General features: G+C 73.0%; 15 protein-coding genes and 1 riboswitch. Of the genes, 11 read left to right on the top strand and 4 right to left on the bottom strand.

What is annotated here, in order from left to right:
- Positions 1–124: 124 nt before the first annotated feature.
- Positions 125–331: a DUF2180 family protein gene (locus ACH4SL_RS11665; protein WP_398443890.1), complete on the bottom strand. Its 207-nt coding sequence runs from the start codon at positions 329–331 to the stop codon at positions 125–127.
- Positions 332–506: 175 nt separating this feature from the next.
- A riboswitch (Fluoride riboswitch) is annotated at positions 507–589 on the bottom strand.
- Between the two features lie 354 nt (positions 590–943).
- Between ACH4SL_RS11665 and ACH4SL_RS11660 the strand changes: the two genes are divergently transcribed.
- A complete protein-coding gene (locus ACH4SL_RS11660) occupies positions 944–2,143 on the top strand; it encodes an MFS transporter (RefSeq protein WP_398443888.1) in 1,200 nt (399 codons plus the stop codon).
- A 30-nt stretch (positions 2,144–2,173) separates the two neighbouring features.
- On the opposite strand, the gene ACH4SL_RS11655 is transcribed toward ACH4SL_RS11660, so the two are convergent.
- Together ACH4SL_RS11655 and ACH4SL_RS11650 are read right to left on the bottom strand one after the other, a co-directional pair.
- Positions 2,174–2,719 carry a hypothetical protein gene (locus ACH4SL_RS11655; RefSeq protein ID WP_398443886.1) on the bottom strand — a complete coding sequence of 182 codons (546 nt, stop codon included), beginning with the start codon at positions 2,717–2,719 and terminating at the stop codon, positions 2,174–2,176.
- Entirely contained in the window at positions 2,716–3,000 is a 285-nt protein-coding gene (locus ACH4SL_RS11650; RefSeq protein ID WP_398443884.1) for a DUF211 domain-containing protein, read from the bottom strand. The genes ACH4SL_RS11655 and ACH4SL_RS11650 overlap by 4 nt, the downstream gene beginning before the upstream one ends.
- A gap of 202 nt (positions 3,001–3,202) precedes the next feature.
- On the opposite strand from ACH4SL_RS11650, the gene ACH4SL_RS11645 reads away from it, so the two are divergent.
- Entirely contained in the window at positions 3,203–4,003 is an 801-nt protein-coding gene (locus tag ACH4SL_RS11645; protein WP_398443882.1) for a phosphotransferase, read from the top strand.
- Positions 4,000–5,223, top strand: coding sequence for a DNA glycosylase AlkZ-like family protein (locus ACH4SL_RS11640; protein WP_398443880.1), 1,224 nt, complete (start codon positions 4,000–4,002; stop codon positions 5,221–5,223). The genes ACH4SL_RS11645 and ACH4SL_RS11640 overlap by 4 nt, the downstream gene beginning before the upstream one ends.
- 21 nt (positions 5,224–5,244) lie before the next feature.
- On the opposite strand, the gene ACH4SL_RS11635 is transcribed toward ACH4SL_RS11640, so the two are convergent.
- Positions 5,245–6,930, bottom strand: coding sequence for a condensation domain-containing protein (locus ACH4SL_RS11635; protein WP_398443878.1), 1,686 nt, complete (start codon positions 6,928–6,930; stop codon positions 5,245–5,247).
- A gap of 205 nt (positions 6,931–7,135) precedes the next feature.
- Between ACH4SL_RS11635 and ACH4SL_RS11630 the strand changes: the two genes are divergently transcribed.
- From ACH4SL_RS11630 to ACH4SL_RS11595, 8 genes are read left to right on the top strand one after another with little or no spacing between them, the layout of a single operon-like run.
- Entirely contained in the window at positions 7,136–8,566 is a 1,431-nt protein-coding gene (locus ACH4SL_RS11630) for an MFS transporter (protein WP_398443876.1), read from the top strand.
- Positions 8,560–10,134 carry an amino acid adenylation domain-containing protein gene (locus ACH4SL_RS11625; protein ID WP_398443874.1) on the top strand — a complete coding sequence of 525 codons (1,575 nt, stop codon included), beginning with the start codon at positions 8,560–8,562 and terminating at the stop codon, positions 10,132–10,134. Before ACH4SL_RS11630 ends, ACH4SL_RS11625 begins: the two co-directional genes overlap by 7 nt.
- Before the next feature lie 18 nt (positions 10,135–10,152).
- Entirely contained in the window at positions 10,153–10,437 is a 285-nt protein-coding gene (locus ACH4SL_RS11620) for an acyl carrier protein (RefSeq protein WP_398443872.1), read from the top strand.
- Positions 10,434–11,393 (top strand): chlorinating enzyme, encoded by a 960-nt coding sequence (locus tag ACH4SL_RS11615; protein WP_398443869.1) that lies wholly within the window; start codon positions 10,434–10,436, stop codon positions 11,391–11,393. Before ACH4SL_RS11620 ends, ACH4SL_RS11615 begins: the two co-directional genes overlap by 4 nt.
- The gene (locus tag ACH4SL_RS11610; RefSeq protein WP_398443867.1) at positions 11,390–12,700 is read left to right on the top strand and encodes an alpha/beta fold hydrolase; all 1,311 of its coding nucleotides are present in this window, start codon (positions 11,390–11,392) and stop codon (positions 12,698–12,700) included. The genes ACH4SL_RS11615 and ACH4SL_RS11610 overlap by 4 nt, the downstream gene beginning before the upstream one ends.
- Positions 12,697–15,768, top strand: coding sequence for an amino acid adenylation domain-containing protein (locus tag ACH4SL_RS11605; protein ID WP_398443865.1), 3,072 nt, complete (start codon positions 12,697–12,699; stop codon positions 15,766–15,768). The genes ACH4SL_RS11610 and ACH4SL_RS11605 overlap by 4 nt, the downstream gene beginning before the upstream one ends.
- Complete coding sequence (locus tag ACH4SL_RS11600) at positions 15,765–17,024, top strand: cytochrome P450 (protein WP_398443863.1); 1,260 nt, start codon at positions 15,765–15,767, stop codon at positions 17,022–17,024. Before ACH4SL_RS11605 ends, ACH4SL_RS11600 begins: the two co-directional genes overlap by 4 nt.
- A 53-nt stretch (positions 17,025–17,077) precedes the next feature.
- A complete protein-coding gene (locus ACH4SL_RS11595; protein ID WP_398443860.1) occupies positions 17,078–20,410 on the top strand; it encodes a condensation domain-containing protein in 3,333 nt (1,110 codons plus the stop codon).
- Positions 20,411–20,471 lie beyond the last annotated feature (61 nt).

The following is a 20,471-nucleotide window of genomic DNA, read 5'->3' as shown; positions in this document are numbered from 1 at the left end:
CGACCGGCCACGCCGAACCCCATGGACCTACCCCCCCAGGCAGCAACCGCTTACACGGACCAGCGGAAAGCCTGCGGCACGCACAATGAGCACGTCAAGGCTTTCCTGCGGTGGGTCCCGTCACTCACACGGTGGTCCGTGCCGCGGTGCACGTGGGGCAGTGCATCTGCCGGGCGGCGTTGGGCAGCGTCCTCACCCCCAGACCGTTCAGCCGCTCGACCGCCAGCGGTGAACTCGTCGCGTGCGCGGCGCACATCGCCGCGCCGCAGCTGGTGCAGACAGCCACCGCGTCGCAGACACGGCCTTCGGAGTCGCAGTCGAAGCACTTCATGGGGGACCGTCCGTTTCAGGTGAGGAGCGGGAACGCGACGACCGGCGCCGGCCGCGCGGACGGGAGGTCCGGGCGTGGCCGCCGCCGTCGACGCACGAGCGCGGGAAGGGGACGCGGGGTGCTTGGTGGGGGGAACGATCACCGGCACCTCCAGCGCGGGCGGGCATCACTGACTCAGCGGTCAGGAGCCATCAGCCGTGGAGGGCGGTTCGGGCGGACGCGGAGTCGGCCCAGGCGGGGTCCATCGCCAGGATTCGAGTGAACCGCGCGGCATGTCGCAGGTCAAGGGCTCCCGCGGCGCAGAGCCCGCATTGCACCCGAGCGGCGGCACGGCCCCGCGGGAGACGCGTCCGCAGCTCGCCGGGCTCCGGGCACGGCCCCGCGGGACACGCGCCCGCAGCTCGCCGGGCTTCCCGCGCCCAGGTGCGATGATCCTGGAGGAGGCCGAGGCGGTCCGCTGCGCCGCGGCCGCGACCGCCGCGACCGGCCCGGGGTTCCTGTCCCCTCGTCACGGAGGACTCCCGCCATGGCCGAATCCGTCCGCACCCCCGCACGGCGGCCGCGGCCCCGGCCGGGGGCGAAGCGCGCGGGAGCACCCGGCCGGGGAAGGACGTGAGGGCGCCCGGCCCCTCGGCCGCCGACGGCGTGCGTCGCTCGGCGCTGCGGTTCGTGCTGCTCATCGGCGTCGTCAGCATGTTCTCCGACATGGCGCACGAAGGTGCCCGCAGCATCACCGGCCCCTTCCTGGGCACGCTCGGCGCGAGCGCCGCCGTCGTCGCCGCGGTGGCGGGCTTCGGGGAACTCCTCGGCTACGCGCTGCGCTCCGTCGTGGGGTTCGTCGCCGACCGCACCGGCAGGTACTGGCCCATCACCCTTCTCGGCTACGTCGTGCAGATGGCCGCCGTGCCCGCCCTGGCGCTCGCGGGCAACTGGCAGGTCGCCGCGGTGCTGATCGCCGCAGAACGCGGCGGCCGGGCGATCCGCAACCCGGCCCGCGACGCCATGCTCGCCCACGCCACCGGAGAGCTGGGCAGCGGCTGGGTCTTCGGGGTGCGCGAGGCGCTCGACGCGGCCGGTGCGACGGTCGGCCCGCTGATCGTGGCCGCCGTCCTCGCCACCGGCCACGGCTACCGCGCGGGCTTCGCGATCCTCGCGGTCCCGGCGCTGCTCACCGTCGTGGTGCTGCTCGGCGCCCGGCGGCAGTACCCCGACCCCGGCGACCTGGAGGCCGGGGAGGAGATCCCCGGCCGCCACGGCATCCCGCGCGTCTTCTGGCTCTACCTGCTCGCGATGGGCCTGATCGCCCTCGGCTACGCGGACTACCCCCTCATCGCCTTCCACTTCAGCACCGGCCATGTGATCTCCGCGGACTGGATCCCGGTGCTCTACGCGGGCGCCATGGCCACCGAGGCGGTCGCCGCGCTGGTGCTGGGACGGCTCTTCGACCGCGTCGGGCTGCTCACCGTCGTCGGGGCGACCGTCCTCACCGCCGCGTTCGCGCCCCTGGTCTTCCTGGGCGACGCCGCCCTCGCCGTGGTCGGGGTGATCTGCTGGGGTCTCGGCATGGCCGTCCAGGAGTCCGTCGTCAAGGCGGCGGTCACCGGCATGGTCGGCCGCGACAGGAGGGCATCCGCCTACGGTCTCTTCGACACGGGCTTCGGCGTCCTGTGGTTCGCCGGCAGCTTCGTGCTGGGCGTGCTGTACGACCACTCGCTCGACGGCCTGGTCGTCTACTCCGTGGTCGCCCAGCTCGCGGCGCTCCCCCTGCTCCTGGCCGTCCACCGCAGGACGGCGCCCCGCGCTCCGGCGTGACCCCGCGTCACCTCCTCCACAGCGCCGTGATCAGGCGATGTGCAGCCACACCCCGAGCCACGTCACCGCCACGCCGCCGCAGCCCAGGGCCGCCGCCCAGCGCCCCGGACGGTCGGCGAACAGACGCCCCAGGATCGCCCCGAGCCCCGTGAGCACCGCCACGGCCAGCACGGCCACGATCCACGAGGCACCCGGAGCGGCCGCCCCGACCAGCAGCGGAAGGGCCGCCCCGGCGAAGCTCGCGGTGCAGGCGAGCGCGGTGGCCAGCAGGGAGCGCTCCAGTGCCAGATGCCCCAGCCGGGTGGTGGCCAGGTGCCCGCGGGCCGTCAGGTTCAGCTCCTTGGAGGCGCGCACCAGGTACGAACGCCGTTCGGCGTAGTCGGCGACGAAGACCGCGAACGCCGACGTGGCCAGGGCCACCGCTCCCACCCGAAGGGCCAGCTGGTAGGTCACCGGAGAGCCCCCGCCCACCAGCGAAGCGGCCGTCAGGGTGAGCGCGTTGAGCAGACCGTCCATCAGGCCCAGCACGAGGGGCAGCTGACTGCGCGCCACCAGACGCCGTACGCGTCCGCTCATCGCGACCGCGGCTTGCTCTCCAGCGTGTACGCCCCGGCCACGACCTCGTCGATGCTGTGCACGACGGCACCGGTGTGCTCGATGGCACGCATCAGGGCTTCGACGTCGATGTCGTCCCCCTCGATCGTGACGTCCGTGCCGACCGTCTCGATGTCGATCTCCGTCACGCACACGTTCACCGCCTGCACCCCGGCGGAGGCCTCGATGGTCCGGGCGAGATAGACGAGGTCGGGCTCGGTGACGGTCTTGTCGACGTCGAGAACCAGTCGCCGGATGGGCATCGTGCGCTCCTCACCGCTCGGGCCGGGCACCCGCTCCTGATGTCCGCCCCGCAGAGTTCGTTCCCGGGCAGAGCAGGATGCCGCGTCCGGACAGCATGCCGGAGCGCATCCCGCCACGCCGGGAACCCAACGACCCCCCGTGCGTGTCGCCGGGGACGCCCACGGCGGGCCCGTGACGCGGCGCCGGCTGTACCGTGATCGGATGATGGAAGACGGCGCGACCGAGCAGGGCAGCGTCACGGCGGTGCTCCGGATCGGCGAGACCGTCCGCCGGCCGCGGCGCCGCTGGACCCCGGCGGTGCACGCGCTGCTGGAGCACCTGGAGGCGGTCGGCTTCAGCGGCGCGCCCCGGGCGATGGGCACGGACCAGGAGGGCCGGGAGATCCTGTCCTTCCTCGCCGGCGACGTGGCGATGACGCCGTGGCCGGAAGTCCTGCTGTCGGCAGCCGGAATCAAGGCCGTGGGCAAATGGCTGCGGGACTACCACGCGGCCGTACGGCACTTCCGGCCGCCGGACGACGCGCGGTGGTACGCGCCCGACGCGGCCTGGCGCCCGGGCCTGGTCGTCCGCCACGGCGACCTGGGCATGTGGAACTCGGTGTGGCGGGACGGCGGCCTCATCGGATTCATCGACTGGGATTTCGCCGAGCCGGGCGAGGCGGTCGACGACCTCGCCCAACTCGCCTGGTACGCCGTCCCCCTGCGACCCGACGAGGTGGCCGCCCGCTGCGGGTTCACCGGCGGTGTGCCGCGGGCGGAGCGGCTGCGCCTGCTGTGCGCGGCATACGGGGGCGGGTTCGCGCCGTCCGAGGTCCTCGCCGCGCTGCGGCGGCTCCAGCTTCGGGAAGCGGCGCGGGTCAGGGAGCACGGTGCCGCCGGCCTCGCCCCGTGGGACGTCTTCCTGCGCAGGGGGGACGCCGAGGAGATCGACGCCGAGCGCGCCTGGCTGGGTCTGCGCGGCCGGGAATTCCAACTACCTCCCGTGGTAACGTCCTACCGGTGAAGGTGACGGCTGAATCCGCGCGACGCTTCCTCTTCGCACGGCACTTTCTCAGCCCCGCACGGGCTGTTTCCGGTGGGCCGGACGCGGTGCTCAAGGTGCTTCACCGATTCGGGTCCGTCCAGTTCGACCCGCTCGCGGTCGCCGGGTTGAATCACGATCTCATGCTGCATGCGCGTGTCGCCGACTACGATCCCGTCTGGTGCGAGGAACTCTACCGGCGTCGTGAGATCTTCGAGGTGACCAACAAGGCGCTGTCCTTCGTTCCGGTGGACGAATACCCCTGGTTCCGGTTGGGATACGGCCGGAAAGGGCCGGATTACCACGCCCAGATCCTCGCCGAGAACTCCGAGGTGGCCGAGCAGGTGCTCGGGCGGATCCGTGCGGAGGGTCCCCTGTCGGCTCGCGACTTCGACCTCCGGCACGGGGCAACGACGGACTGGTTCGGGATGCCGGAGAACACCGTGCGCGCCGTCCTCGAGTCGCTGACCGTCGCAGGTGCGATCGGGCTCGCCCGGCGTGAGGGCAAGTTGCGCTTCTACGACTGTGTCGAACGGCTGCTCCCCGCCGACGTGCTGAAGCGCGAGATGCCGGGTCGTGAGCAGTTGCGGCACAAGTTGCTGTCGCGGTACCGGGCCCACGGGTTGCTCGGCGCGGGCGGGGCCGGCGGCACGTTCGCCCGGATCGGCCCGCCGAGGTCGACCGCCGAGGCGGTGGGACGGGACACGTTGCGCAAGGAACTGGTCGACAGTGGTGCGCTGGTACCTGTCGAGGTCGACGGCGTGCGGGGCAAACGGTTCGTCATCGGCGACGAGGTCGCGTTGCTGGAGGCTCCGCCCGAGCCGGCGGCCTCGGTGGCGTTCATCGCGCCGTTCGACTCCTTGCTGTGGGACACCTCGCTTCTGGCCACGTTGTTCGGATTCGAGTACGTGTGGGAGGCGTTCTTCCCGCCGGCCAGGCGTCGGTGGGGCTGGTATGTGCTCCCGGTCTGCTTCGGCAACCGGTTCGTCGGGCGAATCGAGCCGCGGATCGATCGGCAGCGGAATTGCGTCGAGGTGCTCGACATCTGGTGGGAGGATGAATTCGAACCGGGGTCCGCGGCCGGATTCGTCGAGGCGATGCGGGACGCGCTGCTGGCCTATCTGCGGTTCGCCGATGTCGAGCGCCTGGAATGGGCGCCTCATCTCACGACCGAGAAGAAGCTTTTCCCCGGCCCGCGCTGAACAGCGTGGTCCCTTCCCGCCTCACTGGATTTCCCCGGTCTTCTCCGCGAGCCGCCGCTCCAGCTCGGCGATCTCCGCGTCCAGTTCGTCCTGCGGCTCGTCCGGCCCGGCTGCCGCGAGCGCGGCGGCGAGTTCGCGCACGCTCGGGTTAAGGGCGAACATCGCCAAGGTCGCGCCGTCGATCCGGCCGACGGCGCGGACGGCGCCGAACGAGTCGCCGCCGAGGTCGAAGAAGCTCACGGTGGCGTCGATGTCGGCCCGCTCCAGGACGGCGCGGAAGACGGCGGCGATCGCCTCCTCCTCCGGCGTCCCGGGCCCCACCGGGTGGTCTCCCCGGGCACCGGGTGCGTCCGGCGTCTCCGGGAGGCCCGGCGCCGCCTGCCGCATCGGCCCCGCGGCCGACACCACGGCCCCGACGTGCTCGGCGTGCGTCATCGCCTCCAGCACAGCGAGCAGGCTTCCGCGGAGTTCTTCGACGAAGGCGGCGTCGAAACGGTCCCGGTGGTACAGGAACTGCAGCTCGGACACCGGGGCGGGTGTCACGATCAGCGACAGCGGGACGCTGACCTTGTCGAAGGTCCGCTGCGACCGGACCGACAGCGCCCCGGTCACCGACTCGCCCGCCTCGACGCCGAAGGAGTAGTTGCCGAGGACGAACAGGCTGTCGTACAGCTCCTGCCCCGGCGCCCCGGCCCACCGCTTGACATCGGACAGCGAGCTGAACTCGAAGCGGCGGATCGCGGCGTTCCTGCTCTGGACGTCCCGCAACCACGTCCCCAGGTCGCCGTCCACCGGCACGGTCACCGGGATCGGGAGCGTGTTCACGCACATGCCGATCATGCGGTCCGCGTCGGGCAGGTCGGCGGGACGCCCGGAGCTGACGCACCCGAAGACCACGTCGGTGCGGCCGGTGCGGCTGTACAGGACGACGGACCAGGCCGCCTGCAGCACGGCGTTGACGGTGACCTGATGGCGCGCGGCGGTGGTACGCAGGCCCTCGTCCACGGCGCCGCCGATACCGACGACGTGCCGGTCGACCCCGCCGCGGCGGCGCACGTCCCCGGACGGCGGCGCGGCCAGCCGGAACGGGACGACGTCGGCCAGGGTCTCCTTCCAGAACCGCTCGGCCGCCTCCACGTCCTGGCTCTGGAGCCACGCGATGTAGTCGCGGAAGGGCGGTGCGGGCGGCGGCGTGGGGCCGCCGACGGTCAACGCCTGGTAGCGGGCCACGATCTCGTTCATGAAGACCGGCACCGACCAGCCGTCGAGCAGCAGGTGGTGGTGCGTCAGGATGAGCGCGCACCGGTCGTCCGCGAGCCGGACGGTGTGCAGCCGCTGCAGCGGCGAGGTCGTGAGGTCGAAGCTCTCGGCCCGTTCCCGGGCGGCCATCAGGTCGAGCTGCGCGTCCTGCGCCTCGTCCTCTGTACCGGAGAGGTCGGTCTGCCGGACCGGAGGCTCGACCTCCCGGTGGACGACCTGCAGGGGCTTGTCGAGCCCTTCCCAGTGGAACGACGTCCGCAGCGCGGGATGGGACGCGATCGTCCGCCGCCAGGCCTCGATCAGGGCGTCGGCGTCCAGGTGGCCGTCGAGGACGTACACATGCTGGCCGAGGTACATGTCGGCCGCACCGTCGTGCACCGCGTGCAGCAGCATCCCGCGCTGAAGGGGCGTGAGTTCGTAGACGTCCTCGACGTTCGCACTGCCCACGGCCGCTCCCGCCCCTTCGTCGGAACCACTTCCGCACACCGTAGGAGACGGTCCCGGTCCCGTCGTGTCACCCGATCCGGGGGCAGCCTCCGAGCGCCCGGCGGCCCCTCGTTCACGTGACACCACAGGCCCGCACGAGCGCTCCTACTGTGGGCCTCCGCACGACCTTCCACCCCTCGCTCCCACCGATGGAGGAGAAGCATCGATGGATGTCGCGACAGCGGTACCCACCGGCGGCAGCCGCGGGACGACGTCCCCGCGAGGCGGAGCGCGCACGTACGGCCTCCTCCTGTGGCCCCTCCAGTTCCTGGCCGGGCTGACCACGTCCGTCGCCACCCTCTCGATCATGCTGGCGTCGGACGCGTACAGCCCCTTCGAGACCGGTTCGACGGTACTGCTCGCGATCGGCTACGGGCTGACGTACACCGCCTTCTCGCCGGCGTCGCCGCTCGGCGGCCGGCTGACGGACCGCCAGGGACCCCAGCAGACCCTGGTGGGGAGCAACGCCGGCTATCTCGCGGTCATGGCGTTCGCCCTCCTGTTGCAGGGCGTGGGCTACCTGCCGGGGCTCCTGGCCTGGGTGCTGCTCCTGAGCCGGGTGGCGTGCCAGTCGGTCCAGCTCACCGCCCTGGATTCCTCGATACCGGCCCTGCTCCCCAAGCGCCTGTTCTCGAACGCGAACGGTTCGCGCCTGCTCGTCACCGCCGTCGTGGCCGGCTCCGAGGCGCCGATCGCGAGCGCTCTCGAACCCTCCCTCGGCCTCGCGCCGATCATCCTGGTCGCCGTCGCCGCCGTGACCGCCTCGTTCCTGGTCGCGCGGCGGGCGGGGTTCCCGGCGCACCCGCCGGCCCGCCCGGTGCACGACGCCGTCACCGGCCCGGACGCCGTCGACCGGGGCTACCGGCCGGTGCGCGCCTACATCCGCAGCAGGCCCGGCCTGACGTCGCTGCTCGTGTGCTGGGCGGCTCTCAACTTCGTCCTCGGATACGCCGAAGTGGCCCTCACCTCGATCACCAACGGCTTCGGGTCGAGCGCCACTCCCAACCTCGTGCTCGGGATCGGCCTGGTCGGCATGCTCGCCGCTTCCGCGTGGATCACCGTGCGCGGCACGCCGCGCGACCTCGTCCGCCGGATGTTCGGCGCCTCGCTCGTCCTCGGCGGCGCGCTGGTCATCGGGTCCACCGGCGCCAACGTGGTCGCGACCTCGCTCGGCGCGCTGCTGTTCCTCGGTGCCGCCACGTTCGTGATGGCCACCCTCAGCACCCTCATCCACGTCAAGACCGAACCGGGCCTCATGGGCCGGATGATGGGGCTGAAGACCCTGTGCGTCGGCCTGTTCTACGGGGCCGGCAACGTGGTCGGCGCCCTGTGCGCCGGCTTCGTCCGGAAGCTGGTCGGCGGGAATCCCGCGGTCAGCACCGGGTTCCTGACCCACCTCGTCGGCACCGGGCGGTCGTACGGCCGGGGCTACGCGGTCGTCACGATGGCGGTCGGCGTGCTGGTGGTCGCCTCCGTGGTGCTGGCCCGTCGCCACGCCCCGCTGCGCGAGGTCGACACCGACCTGCCCGACACCACGGAGGAGGACCTGCCGGCCGTCGCGGTCCCCGGCCGCGCGGTGGGACAGCAGTCGTGGTGACACTCCCCGGCAGCCTCCTGCACACGATATTCCGCGCACGGGTCCGCGAGGACGCGGACCGGATCGCGCTGTCGACGCCGGACGGGGCGATCTCCTATGGCGAACTCGACGCGCGGTCCGAACGCCTGGCCCGCCGGCTGACCGACCTGGGCGTCGGGCCGGACGTCCTGGTCGGGCTGTGCGCCCGGCGAGGTCCGGAAGCCGTCGTCGGCATGCTCGGGATCCTCAAGGCGGGCGGCGCCTACGTGCCGGTCGATCCCGACTACCCGGCGCAGCGCGTCGAGAGCCTGCTGGCCGACAGCGCGGTGCCGCTCGTGGTCGCCGCGCGGGACACGTCCGACGTGATCGGGACGCGCCATCCGTCGGTCGTGTGGATCGACGGGGACGAGGTCGTCGTCGGGCCGGACGTCGTGAAGGTCGAGCAGGAGGACCGCCCGGACCCGGCGGACAGCAATCTGGCATACGTCATCTACACCTCCGGCACGACCGGAACCCCCAAGGGTGTGGCCGTGGAGCACCGGAACGTGGTGCGGCTCTTCGAGCAGACGGACCCCTGGTTCTGCTTCGACCACCACGACACCTGGGCGCTGTTCCACTCGATCAGCTTCGACTTCTCGGTGTGGGAGATCTGGGGTGCCCTCCTCCACGGCGGACGGCTCGTCCTGCTCCCCCCGAGGACCACCCGCTCGCCGGCGTTGCTCGCCTCGGCGCTGCGCACCGAGCGGGTGACGGTCCTGAACCAGACCCCGTCGGCGTTCCACCAGTTCCTGACGGTGATGACGGCGGAGGACAACGGGGAGGCCGCCACCTCCGGCCTGGCCCTACGGCTGGTGCTGTTCGGCGGCGAGCGGCTGGAGCCCCGGATGCTCGCGCCCTGGATCCGCCGGCACGGCGACCGGCTCCCCGCCCTCGTCAACATGTACGGGATCACCGAGACGACGGTGCACTGCACCTACCGGCGCATCCGCGCGGCGGACCTGGAGTCCGGCGGGGCGAGTCCGATCGGCGTCCCCCTCCCGGATGTGCAGGTGCACCTGCTGGACGCCGAGGGGAGAGCGGTGCCGGACGGCGTGCCGGGCGAGCTGTACATCGGGGGCGGCGGGGTGGCCCGAGGGTATCTGAACCGGCCGGACCTCACCGCGGAGCGGTTCGTGTCCGGCATCGCCGCGGCGGACGGGAAGCGGCTCTACCGGTCGGGTGACCTGGCGGTGCGGCTGGGCGACGGCGGGCTGCACTACCTGGGGCGCGCGGACGACCAGCTGAACGTCCGCGGATTCCGGATCGAACCGGGTGAGATCGAGCACTGCCTCACCCAGCTGCCGGACGTCGGGCTGGCCGTCGTCGGGTCCAAGGATTTCGGCGACGGCGACGTCCGCCTGGTCGCGTATCTGCTGCCCGCGCCGGCGGCGGGGACCGGCGAGCGGGAGCGCGCGAAGCTCGCCGGCGAGGCGGAGCGGCATGTGCGGGCGGCTCTGCCGCGGCATCTGCGGCCGTCCGTCTACAAGGTCGTCACGGAGATTCCGATGACGCTGCAGGGAAAGGTGGATCGCAATGCGTTGGCACAATGAGTCCCCGGCCAGGCGGCCATGAGCGCGCCTCAGGGCGCCGTCGCTGCGACGGCGGACATCCGGACGACGATCGCGGAGGTCATGCGCGCCGTGCTGGAGCGCGACGTCGACCCCGCCGTCGACGTGTTCGACCAGGGCGCGACGTCCCTCGCCTTCATCAGGATCACGGCCCAGCTCAGCGACCGGTTCGGCATCAGGCTGGACGTGGGCGAGCTGGAGGAGGCGAGCATCGACGCCATGGCGGAGCTCGTGGCGCGGCAACTGGAGAGCCGGGAACCGGCGGAAGCGGGGAATGGACGATGACGGACACGGTGGACACGGGGAAGCAGAGCTTCACCCCCTCTCCGGAGGAGGTGGCGCAGTTCCACGAGCGCGGCTACCTCGGACCTTTCAAGGTGTACGAGGAAGAGGAGATGAGGCGCCTGTGGCGGCGTGAGCGGCTGCGGCTGATGGACCGGAGCCGGTCCGTCTACGAGGAGGAGAACGCCCAGGCCGGCAACACCAACATCGCCAACTACGACCGCCACCTCGACTCGACCTTCCTCGCCGACCACATCTGCCGGCCGGAGATCGTCGACCGGGTGGCCGGGGTGCTCGGCCCGAACGTGCTCTGCTGGCGTTCGGAGTTCTTCCCGAAGTACCCGGGCGACGAGGGCACCGACTGGCACCAGGCGGACACCTTCGCGTTCGCCTCCGGCAAGCCGCAGATCCTCTGGCCCGAATCCGACAAGGGGCAGTTCGGCGGCACCGTCACGGTCTGGACGGCGTTCACTCCTGCCACCGAGGAGACCGGCTGCCTGCAGTTCATCCCGGGCACGCACCACACCATGTACTACGACGAGACCAAGAACATGCACTACCAGCCCGACGAGATCAACGTCCTGGAGAAGGGCGGTGTCAACCGCGGCTTCTACGGATACGACTACCGCGAGCTCCAGAAGGACCCGGACTGGCGTCCGCCGGAGGAGCTGGCCCTCTCGATGGTCATGCGCCCGGGCGAGGCGATCATGTTCTGGTCGACGATGATGCACGCGTCCAAGCCGCACAGCGCGATGGACCAGGAGATGCGGCTCGGCTTCGCCGGGCGGTACGTGCCGACCAGCGTCGCCGTCTACCCGGACACCTCCGACGTGGACGAGTACGGCGGGCGCGTGAGCCTCAAGGACTACGGCGCGGTGCTGGTGTCCGGCACCGACGACTACACCCACAACCGGAAGGTGACTGCCACGACGCGGGGACATGCCTTCCCCGTTCGATGAGCGCTGATCTCCGGAGGACCGGCGCGCAGGCGGCCATCGCACGGCTCACCGCATCCGTACTCGCGGTGAAACCACTGGTCGAGGGCCTTGCCGCGCCGATCCGGGTGGTGCCGGCGGCTCGCCAGGAGGGCGGGCCGCCCACCGCGTGGTCGGCCGACCAGCACGGCGTGCTGCGCGGCGTCCTGGAGCGGGTCGCCCACCAGGCCGGGGTCAGGGGACTGACGCCGGCAGCGGATCTGTCCTACGACGACCTCCAGGTCTTCGAACGCGTGGTGAGCCATCGCCTGACGCTCGCCGACGCGGCCGGCTTCCTCGGGGACGCGCGCGGCGGGATACCGCAGGAGACCGACCGGATCGCCGCGGAAGCCGTCGCGGACGGCTTCGACGCGGTCTTCCGCAAGGAGGTCCTGCTGTCGTCCGACGGTGTGCCGCTGAACGTCTACGGTTCGCGGCGGGGCGGGGAGACCGTCGTCCTCGTCCCGGCGTGCGGCATGCCCGCCGCGCTCGCGGAGGGCTGGATGCGCTTCCTCGCGCGCGACCACCGGGTCGTGACCTGGGAGAGCCGGGGCCTGTTCGGCGCCGGGGGCCGCCACGGCGACTACGACGTCGGCGTGGACGCACAGGCCGCCGACCTGTTCTCGGTCCTCGACCACTACGGTGTCGCCCGAGCACATGTCGTCGGCCTGTGCGGAGGCGCGGTGATCGCCCTGGCGGCGGCGTCGGCACGGCCGGAGCGGATCGCCTCGCTCAGCTTGTGGCACGGCGCGTACGAGTTCGTCGACGGCTGCCCGAAGACCCGGCATCACCAGGACCTGGTCGAGCTGATGGCCTTCGCTTCCCGGAGCCGGGCCGCCGCGCTGTCGGTCCAGCACACCATCTGCCAGATGGCACTCGCCGACACGCCCGCCGATGTGGCCCACTTCGTGCTGTACCCGTTCGTCAACGCCGAGGTCTTCTACCGGTACTGCCGCGTCAACGGCAGTCTGGCGACCACGGACGTCGGCCAGTACCTCAGGAGGGTGACCCAGCCCGTGCTCCTGGTCACCAGCGAGGACGACGAGACCGCCCACCCGCAGAGTTCGGTCCTGGTGGCCGACGGCCTGCCCAACGCGAGGCTGCGGGTCGAGCCCCACGGCGACCACATCTCCCTGTTCGGCGCGGACGATGCCCTGATGCGGGTCGCGTCGGACTTCATCGCGGAACAGTCCGCCGAACACCCGGCAGGGCCCCTGACCGACCCGCCCGGGACGGGGCCGTTGTCGCGGACCGAGGATTCCGACCGCCCCCGACCGGAGGAGCGTCCGTGATCGGCAGCCCCCGTTCCACCGCGTGCCCCGTCGCCGTCCGGGATGACGCGCCGCCCGGCGCCACGACGGTGCCGGCCATGATCAGGGCCCAGGCGGAGCGGACCCCCGACGCGGTCGCGGTCGAGTCGGCGGGCGACCGCCTGACCTACGCGCAGCTGCTCGCGGAGGCCGCCGGCCTGGCCGAGCACCTGCGTGGCGCCGGCGTGCGACCGGGCGACCTCGTGGCGGTGGCGGTGCCGCGGGGCCTCGACCTGGTCCCGACGCTGCTCGGCGTGCAGTTCGCCGGCGCGGCGTACGTACCGCTCGACCCCGAGCACCCGGCCGACCGGCTGGACTACATCGTCGAACATTCGCGGGCGCGAGTCCTGGTGACGGCCGACGCGGCCGGATGCCGCGGGCTGCGCGTGGACACGCGGGTCGCCGTGAACGACGTCGCGGTCCGCAGCGGCGCCACACCTGCCACGGCGCCGGACCCCGATTCCGCCGCCTACGTCATCTACACCTCCGGCTCGACGGGACGCCCGAAGGGCGTCATGGTGACGCATCGCGCCCTCGCCAACTTCGTCGTGTCGATCCGTGAACGCCCCGGACTGCCGGAAGGCGCCGTCCTGCCGGCGGTGACGACGGTCTCGTTCGACATCGCGGCCCTGGAGCTGTTCGTCCCGCTCACGGCGGGCGGGCGGGTGGTCGTCGCCGGGCCGTCCGAGACGGCCGACCCCCGCCGCCTGGCGTCCCTGCTGGCGGCCGGCGGTGCCCGCACGATGCAGGCGACGCCGGTCACCTGGCGGCTGCTGCTGGAGGCCGGGTGGTCGCCACCACGCGGATTCACCGTCCTGTGCGGCGGCGAGCGCCTGCCGGTCGCACTCGCCGACCGGCTGCTCGGCGACGACGTCGTGCTCTGGGATCTGTACGGGCCCACGGAGACGACGGTCTGGTCGTCGACCACCCGCTACGAGCGCGGTGTCCCGACGACCTTCGCCCCGGTCCGCGCGACGACGCTGCACGTACTCGACGAGCGGCTGCTCCCGGTCGCCCCCGGCGCGGAGGGCGAGCTCTACATCGGTGGCGCGGGAGTCGCCGTCGGCTACCTCGGCCGCGCGGACCTGACCGCCGCGCGTTTCGTCGCGGACCCGTTCGGTACGACGGGGACGCGCATGTACCGCACCGGCGATGTCGCGTGCCGGCACGCCGACGGGCGGATCGAGATCCTCGGCCGCGAGGACTTCCAGATCAAGATCCGCGGGTTCCGGATCGAACCCGGGGAGGTCGAGCACCTGTTGACCGGCCATCCGGGAGTGGCCGAGGCCGTCGTGCGGGCGTTCGGCGACAACGAGGACACCGCCGGCCTGGTCGCGTACGTCCGGCCGGTCGATCCGGCCGAACCCCCGGCCGCCGGGCAGCTCCGGCAGCATCTGGCCCGGTTCGCCCCCGCCTACATGATCCCGGCGCGATTCGTCGTCCTGGACCGGTTCCCCCGGACCCCGAACGGCAAGACGGACCGCGCCGCGCTGCCCGACCCGGCCGGGCCCGTCGGCGACGCCGGCCGTCCGTTCGCCGACCGGCGGCAGGGCAGCACGACCGAGCTGCTCATCGCCGGGATCCTGGCCGAGGTGCTGCAGCAGCCGACGATCGGCGTGCACGAGGACTTCTTCGCGCTCGGCGGCGACTCCCTCCGCGCCGTCCAGATCGTGCTGCGGCTGAACGAGGAGCTGGCGACCGAGATCCCGATCAACGCGCTGTTCGAGACCCGCACCGTCTACGGACTCGCCGCGCTGCTGGACGCCGAGGGCGGGCCGACGGCCCGGCCCGTGCCGCTCGCCGACGGCCACCGCCGACGGCTCTCCGCGGCGCAGTGGCGGCTGTGGCTGCACCAGCGGTCCGCGCCGCACAGCACGGTCGACAACGGGGCCGCGGTCGTACGTCTGCGCGGCCCGGTCGACCTCGCCGGCCTGGAGTCGGCGGTGACGGACCTCCTGCGCCGCCACCCCCTGCTGCGCACACGCTACGAACAGGACGGATCGGAGCTTCCCGTCCCGGTCACGATCCCGGCCGCCCCCGTACGGCTGACCGCGCGGGACGGCGATCCGCGGACCGTCCTCGCCCGTGAACTGGCCCGGCCCTTCGACCTCGCCGCGGCGCCCCCCGTCCGTATCCGCCTGGTGCACCAGGTCTCGGACGACAGCTTCGTCCTGCTGATGGTCCTGCACCGCATCGCGGCCGACGACGGGTCGTGCGAACTCATCGCGCGTCAGGTGCGGGCCTCCTACCGCGGCCGCACCGTGCCCGCCCCGGTCATCGGCTACGACGACTACGCCGAATGGCGGCGCACGTTCTCGGCGGGCCCGGCGGCCGGGCGGCATCTCGACTTCTGGCGGGAGGCGCTCGCCGGGCTCGATTCGGCCGAACTGCCGACCGACCGCCCGCGCCCGGACACCCGCGACTGGCGGTGCGGCACGGTCCGGTTCGCCGTACCTCCTCGGACGGTCCGGGCGCTGGACGCATTCGCCGCCGAGCGCGGCGCCTCGGGATCCACGGCGCTGCTCGCCGCTTTCTCCGCGACGCTGGCCCGCCACTCGCACGGCACGGACCTGGCCGTCGGCGTGCCCGTGGCGGGCCGCGACCGGCCCGAGCTGGAGAACCTGGTCGGCATGCTGGAGGAGACCGCGGTGGTGCGCGTGGACCTCGGCGGCCGACCGGGCTTCGCGGACGTGCTGGCGCGCGTCGGCGAGGCCTGGCGGGCCGCCGTCGACCACGCGGTGGTGCCTTTCGAGGACATCGTCGGGGCGGTCGCCGAGACGGTCGGGACCGCGTCGGCGCCGACCCGCAACCCGCTCTTCGACGCCTTCTTCACGGTCCAGGAGCCGCCTTCCGACCCCGGCGGACTCCTCCTGCCGGACGCCTCCGGGACCCGGTTCGACCTCTGCTGCCGCCTCGCCGAGCGGCCGGACGGCGGGATCGACGGCCGCTTCGAGTACGCCGCGCAGCTCTTCGACGAGGCCACGGTCACCCGTCTGACGGCCGACTTCGTCCAGCTCCTCACCGAGGTGGCGGGAGGCTCGGCAGCGTGAACGCCCGGACACCGACCCGCACGCCGCTCGGCCGTGTCGACCCGATTCCGGACATCGACCTGGCCGACCCCGATCCGCAGCGCGCGGTCGAACTCGACGCCCTCCTCGCCGGCCTGCGCCCGCAGCACCCGGTCTTCTGGCACGCGCCGAAGAGCCGTCCGGGCTTCTGGGCGGTCATCCGGTACGCCGAGACGGTTCGGGTCCACCGGGACTCCGCCACGTTCTCCGCGGCGCACGGCATGACGATCGACAGCCTCCGGCCGGACCCCGACCCGGCGAGCGGGATGATGGTCGAGGTGACGGATCCGCCGGAGCACCGCCGACTGCGCCGCGCGGTCGGCGCGTTCTTCGCCGACGGCGTGGTCGCCGGCCTGGAGAGCGTCATCGACGGCCACGCCGCCGAGCTGCTGGCCGGGATCCGCGACCGCGGCGGCGAGGCCGAGTTCGTCGAAGCCGTGGCCGCCCGGATCCCGACGTACGCCGCCGGCCTGCTCCTCGGGCTGCCCGCTGCCGACCTGGGGTGGATCACCGACCGGACGTCACGGGTGTTCCTGGCCGGAGCGGAGGCCGACGCCGACGGGGACTGGCGCCACGAGGCCGAACAGGCCAACGGCGAGCTGCTCGGCTACTTCGCGCGGCTGCTGCGCACGGCCGGGCGCGGCTCGGGCACGGACCTGCTGGTCCGGCGGCTGGCGGAGGGCACCGCCAACCGGGCCGCCCTGACGACCGGGGAGGCGGTGCTCAACGCGCTCAACCTGGCCATCGGGGGGACCACGACGACGCGCAGCCTGCTCACCAACCTCATGCAGGCGTTGACGCAGTTCCCCGACGCCTACCGGGCGCTGCGCGACGACCCGTCCGCCGTGCCCACCGCGGTCGAGGAGTTCGTGCGGTGGGCCAACCCGGTGCGGCACCTCGCCAGGGTCGCCACTCGCGACGTGGACCTCGGGGGGTGCGGCATCCGGGCCGGCGACCCGGTCGTCGTCTGGCAGCGCTCCGCCAACCGCGACGCGGCCGTCTTCGACCGGCCGGACGTCCTGGACATCCGCCGGCACCCGAACCCGCACATCGGCTTCGCGGCCGGGACGCACAGCTGCCCGGGCACCGGCCTGGCCCGCGTGCAGATCCGGGCCGTGCTGCGCCACACCGTCGCGCTCTTCCCCGGCGCCGAACCGGCCGGCCCGGCGGTGCTCCTCAGGTCGAACTTCCTGCACGGCTACGAGCGGTTGCCGGTCCGCTTCACCACGACCCCCTGAGCGACCGTTTTACGTGACACGCCTGCGCGGCGGCGCGACCGTAGTGTTCGGGCATGGACCGCCGCGCACCGGTGACTTCACCCGACGACTCCGCCACCGACGATCATTCCCCCGAGCCCGCGTTGCGCTCACTGCCACCGCGTACACCGTACGAGGACGCGGTCATCGGCATCCTGGGCGACATCCTCGGCTGCCGGGACGTCGACGTCCACGACGGCCTGCTCGCCCTGGGCGATGTGGCGCGGATACCGCGCGTGGTGGCCCAGATCCGACGGACGACGGGTGTCGACATCCCGGTCGCGGACTACATCGAGGCCCGGACCGTCGCCGGTCTCGCGTCCGCCGTGGCCGCGAGGTCGCTGGCGGTCCGCTCCACGCACCGTCCGCAGCCGCTCGTGCCGCGGCCGCCCGCCGCCCGGCCGCTGCTGTCGTTCGACCAGCAGCGGCTGTGGATGGAGAACCAGCTGCTCCCGGGGGTGATCTACAACGTTCACGGCCGGCGGCGGATCAAGGGCGCGTTGGACGTGGCGGTGTTCGAGGCGAGCATCCGCACGATCCTCGCCCGCCACGAGACGCTGCGCACCCGGTTTCCCGCCACCGGCGGCGAGCCGGTGCAGGTCGTCGACGAGCCCGACGACGACTGGCGCATCCGGGTCGAGGATCTCACCGGGCGCGGTGGCGGGGCCGGCGATCCCGAGGAGACGGTCCGGCAGTTGCTCGACGACGAGCTGACGACGGCGTTCGACCTCACGACCGGGCCGCTCATCCGCTGCCTGCTGATCAGGGTCGGCGCCGAGGACCACGTGCTCGGCGTCACCATGCACCACATCGTGTCCGACGCCTGGTCGATCGGACTGTTCGTCCGGGAGCTGACCGCGCTCTACGAGGCGGGCGGCGACGCGCGGCGCGCCGGGCTGTCCCCGGCGCCGGTCCAGTATCTGGACTACGCGGTCTGGCAGCGTGGCCGGCTCACCGGAGACGCCCTCGAGTACCAGCTCGGCCACTGGCGCCGGCATCTGGAGGGCGCTCCGCAGGCGATCGCCCTGCCGACGACCGAGCGGCGGACGAACGCGCTGCGGGCCGAGGCCGGTCAGGTCGTGACCACGCTCACGCAGGAGGAGACCGCGGCGTTGCACGGGCTCTGCCAGGAGCACGGGGTCACGTCGTTCATGGTGCTCTACGCGGTGTTCGCCACCGTCCTGAGCCGGTGGTCCGGCCAGACGGACTTCGTCGTCGGCGTCCCGGTCTCGGGCCGGAACACGAGCGCGACCGACGGGCTGATCGGGTTCTTCGTCAACCTGCTGCCGCTGCGGGCCGACCTGTCCGGGGACCCGACGGTCGTCGAGCTGCTCGGGCGGGTGCGCCGGGCGGCGCTGGACGGCTACGCCCACGCCGACGCGCCCATGGACGAGCTCGTGCGGGACCTGGGCGTCGTCCGCGACCCGCGGCGCACGCCGCTGTTCGAGGTGGTCCTGAACGTCGTCGGGAGCCCGGAGGCGGAAGACGTCAGCACGCTGGTCGTCGAGCCGATGGAGACACCGTCGCTGTTCAGCCGGTACGACCTGACACTCACCGCGCAGGAGTCCGCCGGCACGCTGCGCTTCAAGCTGGACTTCCCCGCCGACCGCTGCGAACCGGCAATGGGGCGGGCGCTGCTGCGGCAGATGGGCACGCTGCTGCGGACCGCGGCGGCGGACCCTGCGGCGCGGCTGCTCGACGTGCCGGTCGAGGAGGGTACGGGTGTCGTGGCGGGCCTGACCGCACCGGCCGAACCCGCCGCGGCGCACCGCGCCGTCGCACGGCACGCGGCGGCCACGCCGAGCGCGATCGCGGTCTGCGACGGCGCGGGCCGGTGGACCTACGCGTGGCTGTCGGCGGCCGTCGACCGGATCGCCGACCTGCTGGCGCGGCGGGGTGTCACGGCCGCCGACCGCGTCGGCGTGGTGCGGCGCCCGAGCGCCGCCTTCGTGGCGGTCCTGGCCGGCGCGGCGAAGGCCGACGTGCCCTGCACGGTGGTCGCATCCGACGATCCGGCCGTGACCGGCCCCCTCGGGCTCACCGTGGTGCTGGACCCGGGCGCGGTGGGCGAACCTGCCGCCGGGACACTCGATCTGGGCACTCTGCTCGGCGCCGGCCCCGACGCCGGGGCCGCGGTGCCACCCGCGGCCGGAACCGTGCCGCCCGACTGGGCTGTCGAACGCTTCGCCTTCGGCGCCGACGAACGGTTCGTGGTGCTGTCCAGCCGTCCCGGCCACCTTGCCTCGGCGGTCAACAGCGCGTTCGGCGCCGGTGCGACCTTGGTGATCCCCGACTGCTCGTTCGCCGACGGCGCCGACGCGCTCGCGGCCTGGCTGCGGGAAGCGGCCGTCACGGTCGCGTACCTCGACCCGCCGATCCTGCGAGCGCTGTCCGCGCGGTCGCCGGCGCCCGATCTGCCCGCCCTGCGCTGCGTCGTACTCGACAACTCCGGCGATCTGCTGCCGCACGACGTCGAGGCCGTCCGGGCGATGGCGCCCGGCGCCCGCTGCGTGAGCGTCCACCGCCCGGCGGCGGACGGCCGACCGCTGGCATGGCACGAGGCGGCCGCCGATCTGGAGGTCCGCACCTCGCCGCTGCGGGTGCCGCTCGGCACGCCCCTGCCGGGCCGGCCGATCGACCTGCGGCGCCCGTCGGGACAGGCGGCCGCGACGGGCGAGGCAGCGGAGATATGGGACGGCGGCGAGCGCACCGGCGACCTCGGCCGCATCCTTCCCGGCGGCACGGTCGAGTACGTCGGCCGGTCCGGCGTGGACCCGGTCCACGACCCGGTCCAGACCGTCTCGGCGATGTTCGACGTTCCGGGCGTCCGTGACGCCGTCGTCGTGGAGTCGGTGGACGACGACGGGGCCCCGGTGCTCGTCGGTTACGTGGCCGCCGCCCGTCACGAGCTCGACACGACAGCCGTCCACCAGCGGCTCAAGGCCCGGCTCCCCGACTTCCTGGTGCCGCGGCAGCTGTTCGTGCTCGACGCGCTCCCGCGGACCCCGTGGGGCGCGTACGACCTCGGGGCGCTGCCCCGGCCGGCCGGGGACGCCGGCGCGGGCGACGACCATGTCGAGCCCCGCACGCCGATGGAGCAGCAGCTCGTCGAGATCCTCCAGGAGCTGCTGGACATCGGACGGGTCGGGGTCTACGACAGCTTCTTCGAGCTCGGCGGCTTCTCGATGCTGGCGACCAGGCTGGTCTCCCGCATCCGGGAGACGTACGGGGTCGAACTCGCCGTGCGGGACGTCTTCCAGGCGCCGACGGTCGACGAACTGGCGCCGCTCATCGTCCGGGCGCAGGGCGAGCTGTCCGCCCCCGACGACTTCGAGGCGCTGCTCGCGGAGATCGAACAGGGCGCCTAGCCGGCTCCGCGCACGTCCCCCTTTAGGGGACGCCCGGTCACCGGGAAGCGTCGATAGCGTC

The organism is Streptomyces sp. NPDC021020 (assembly GCF_044333285.1).
In the GTDB taxonomy this organism is placed as follows: Bacteria; Actinomycetota; Actinomycetes; order Streptomycetales; family Streptomycetaceae; genus Actinacidiphila.
This window is presented reverse-complemented; position numbering and strand designations above follow the sequence as displayed.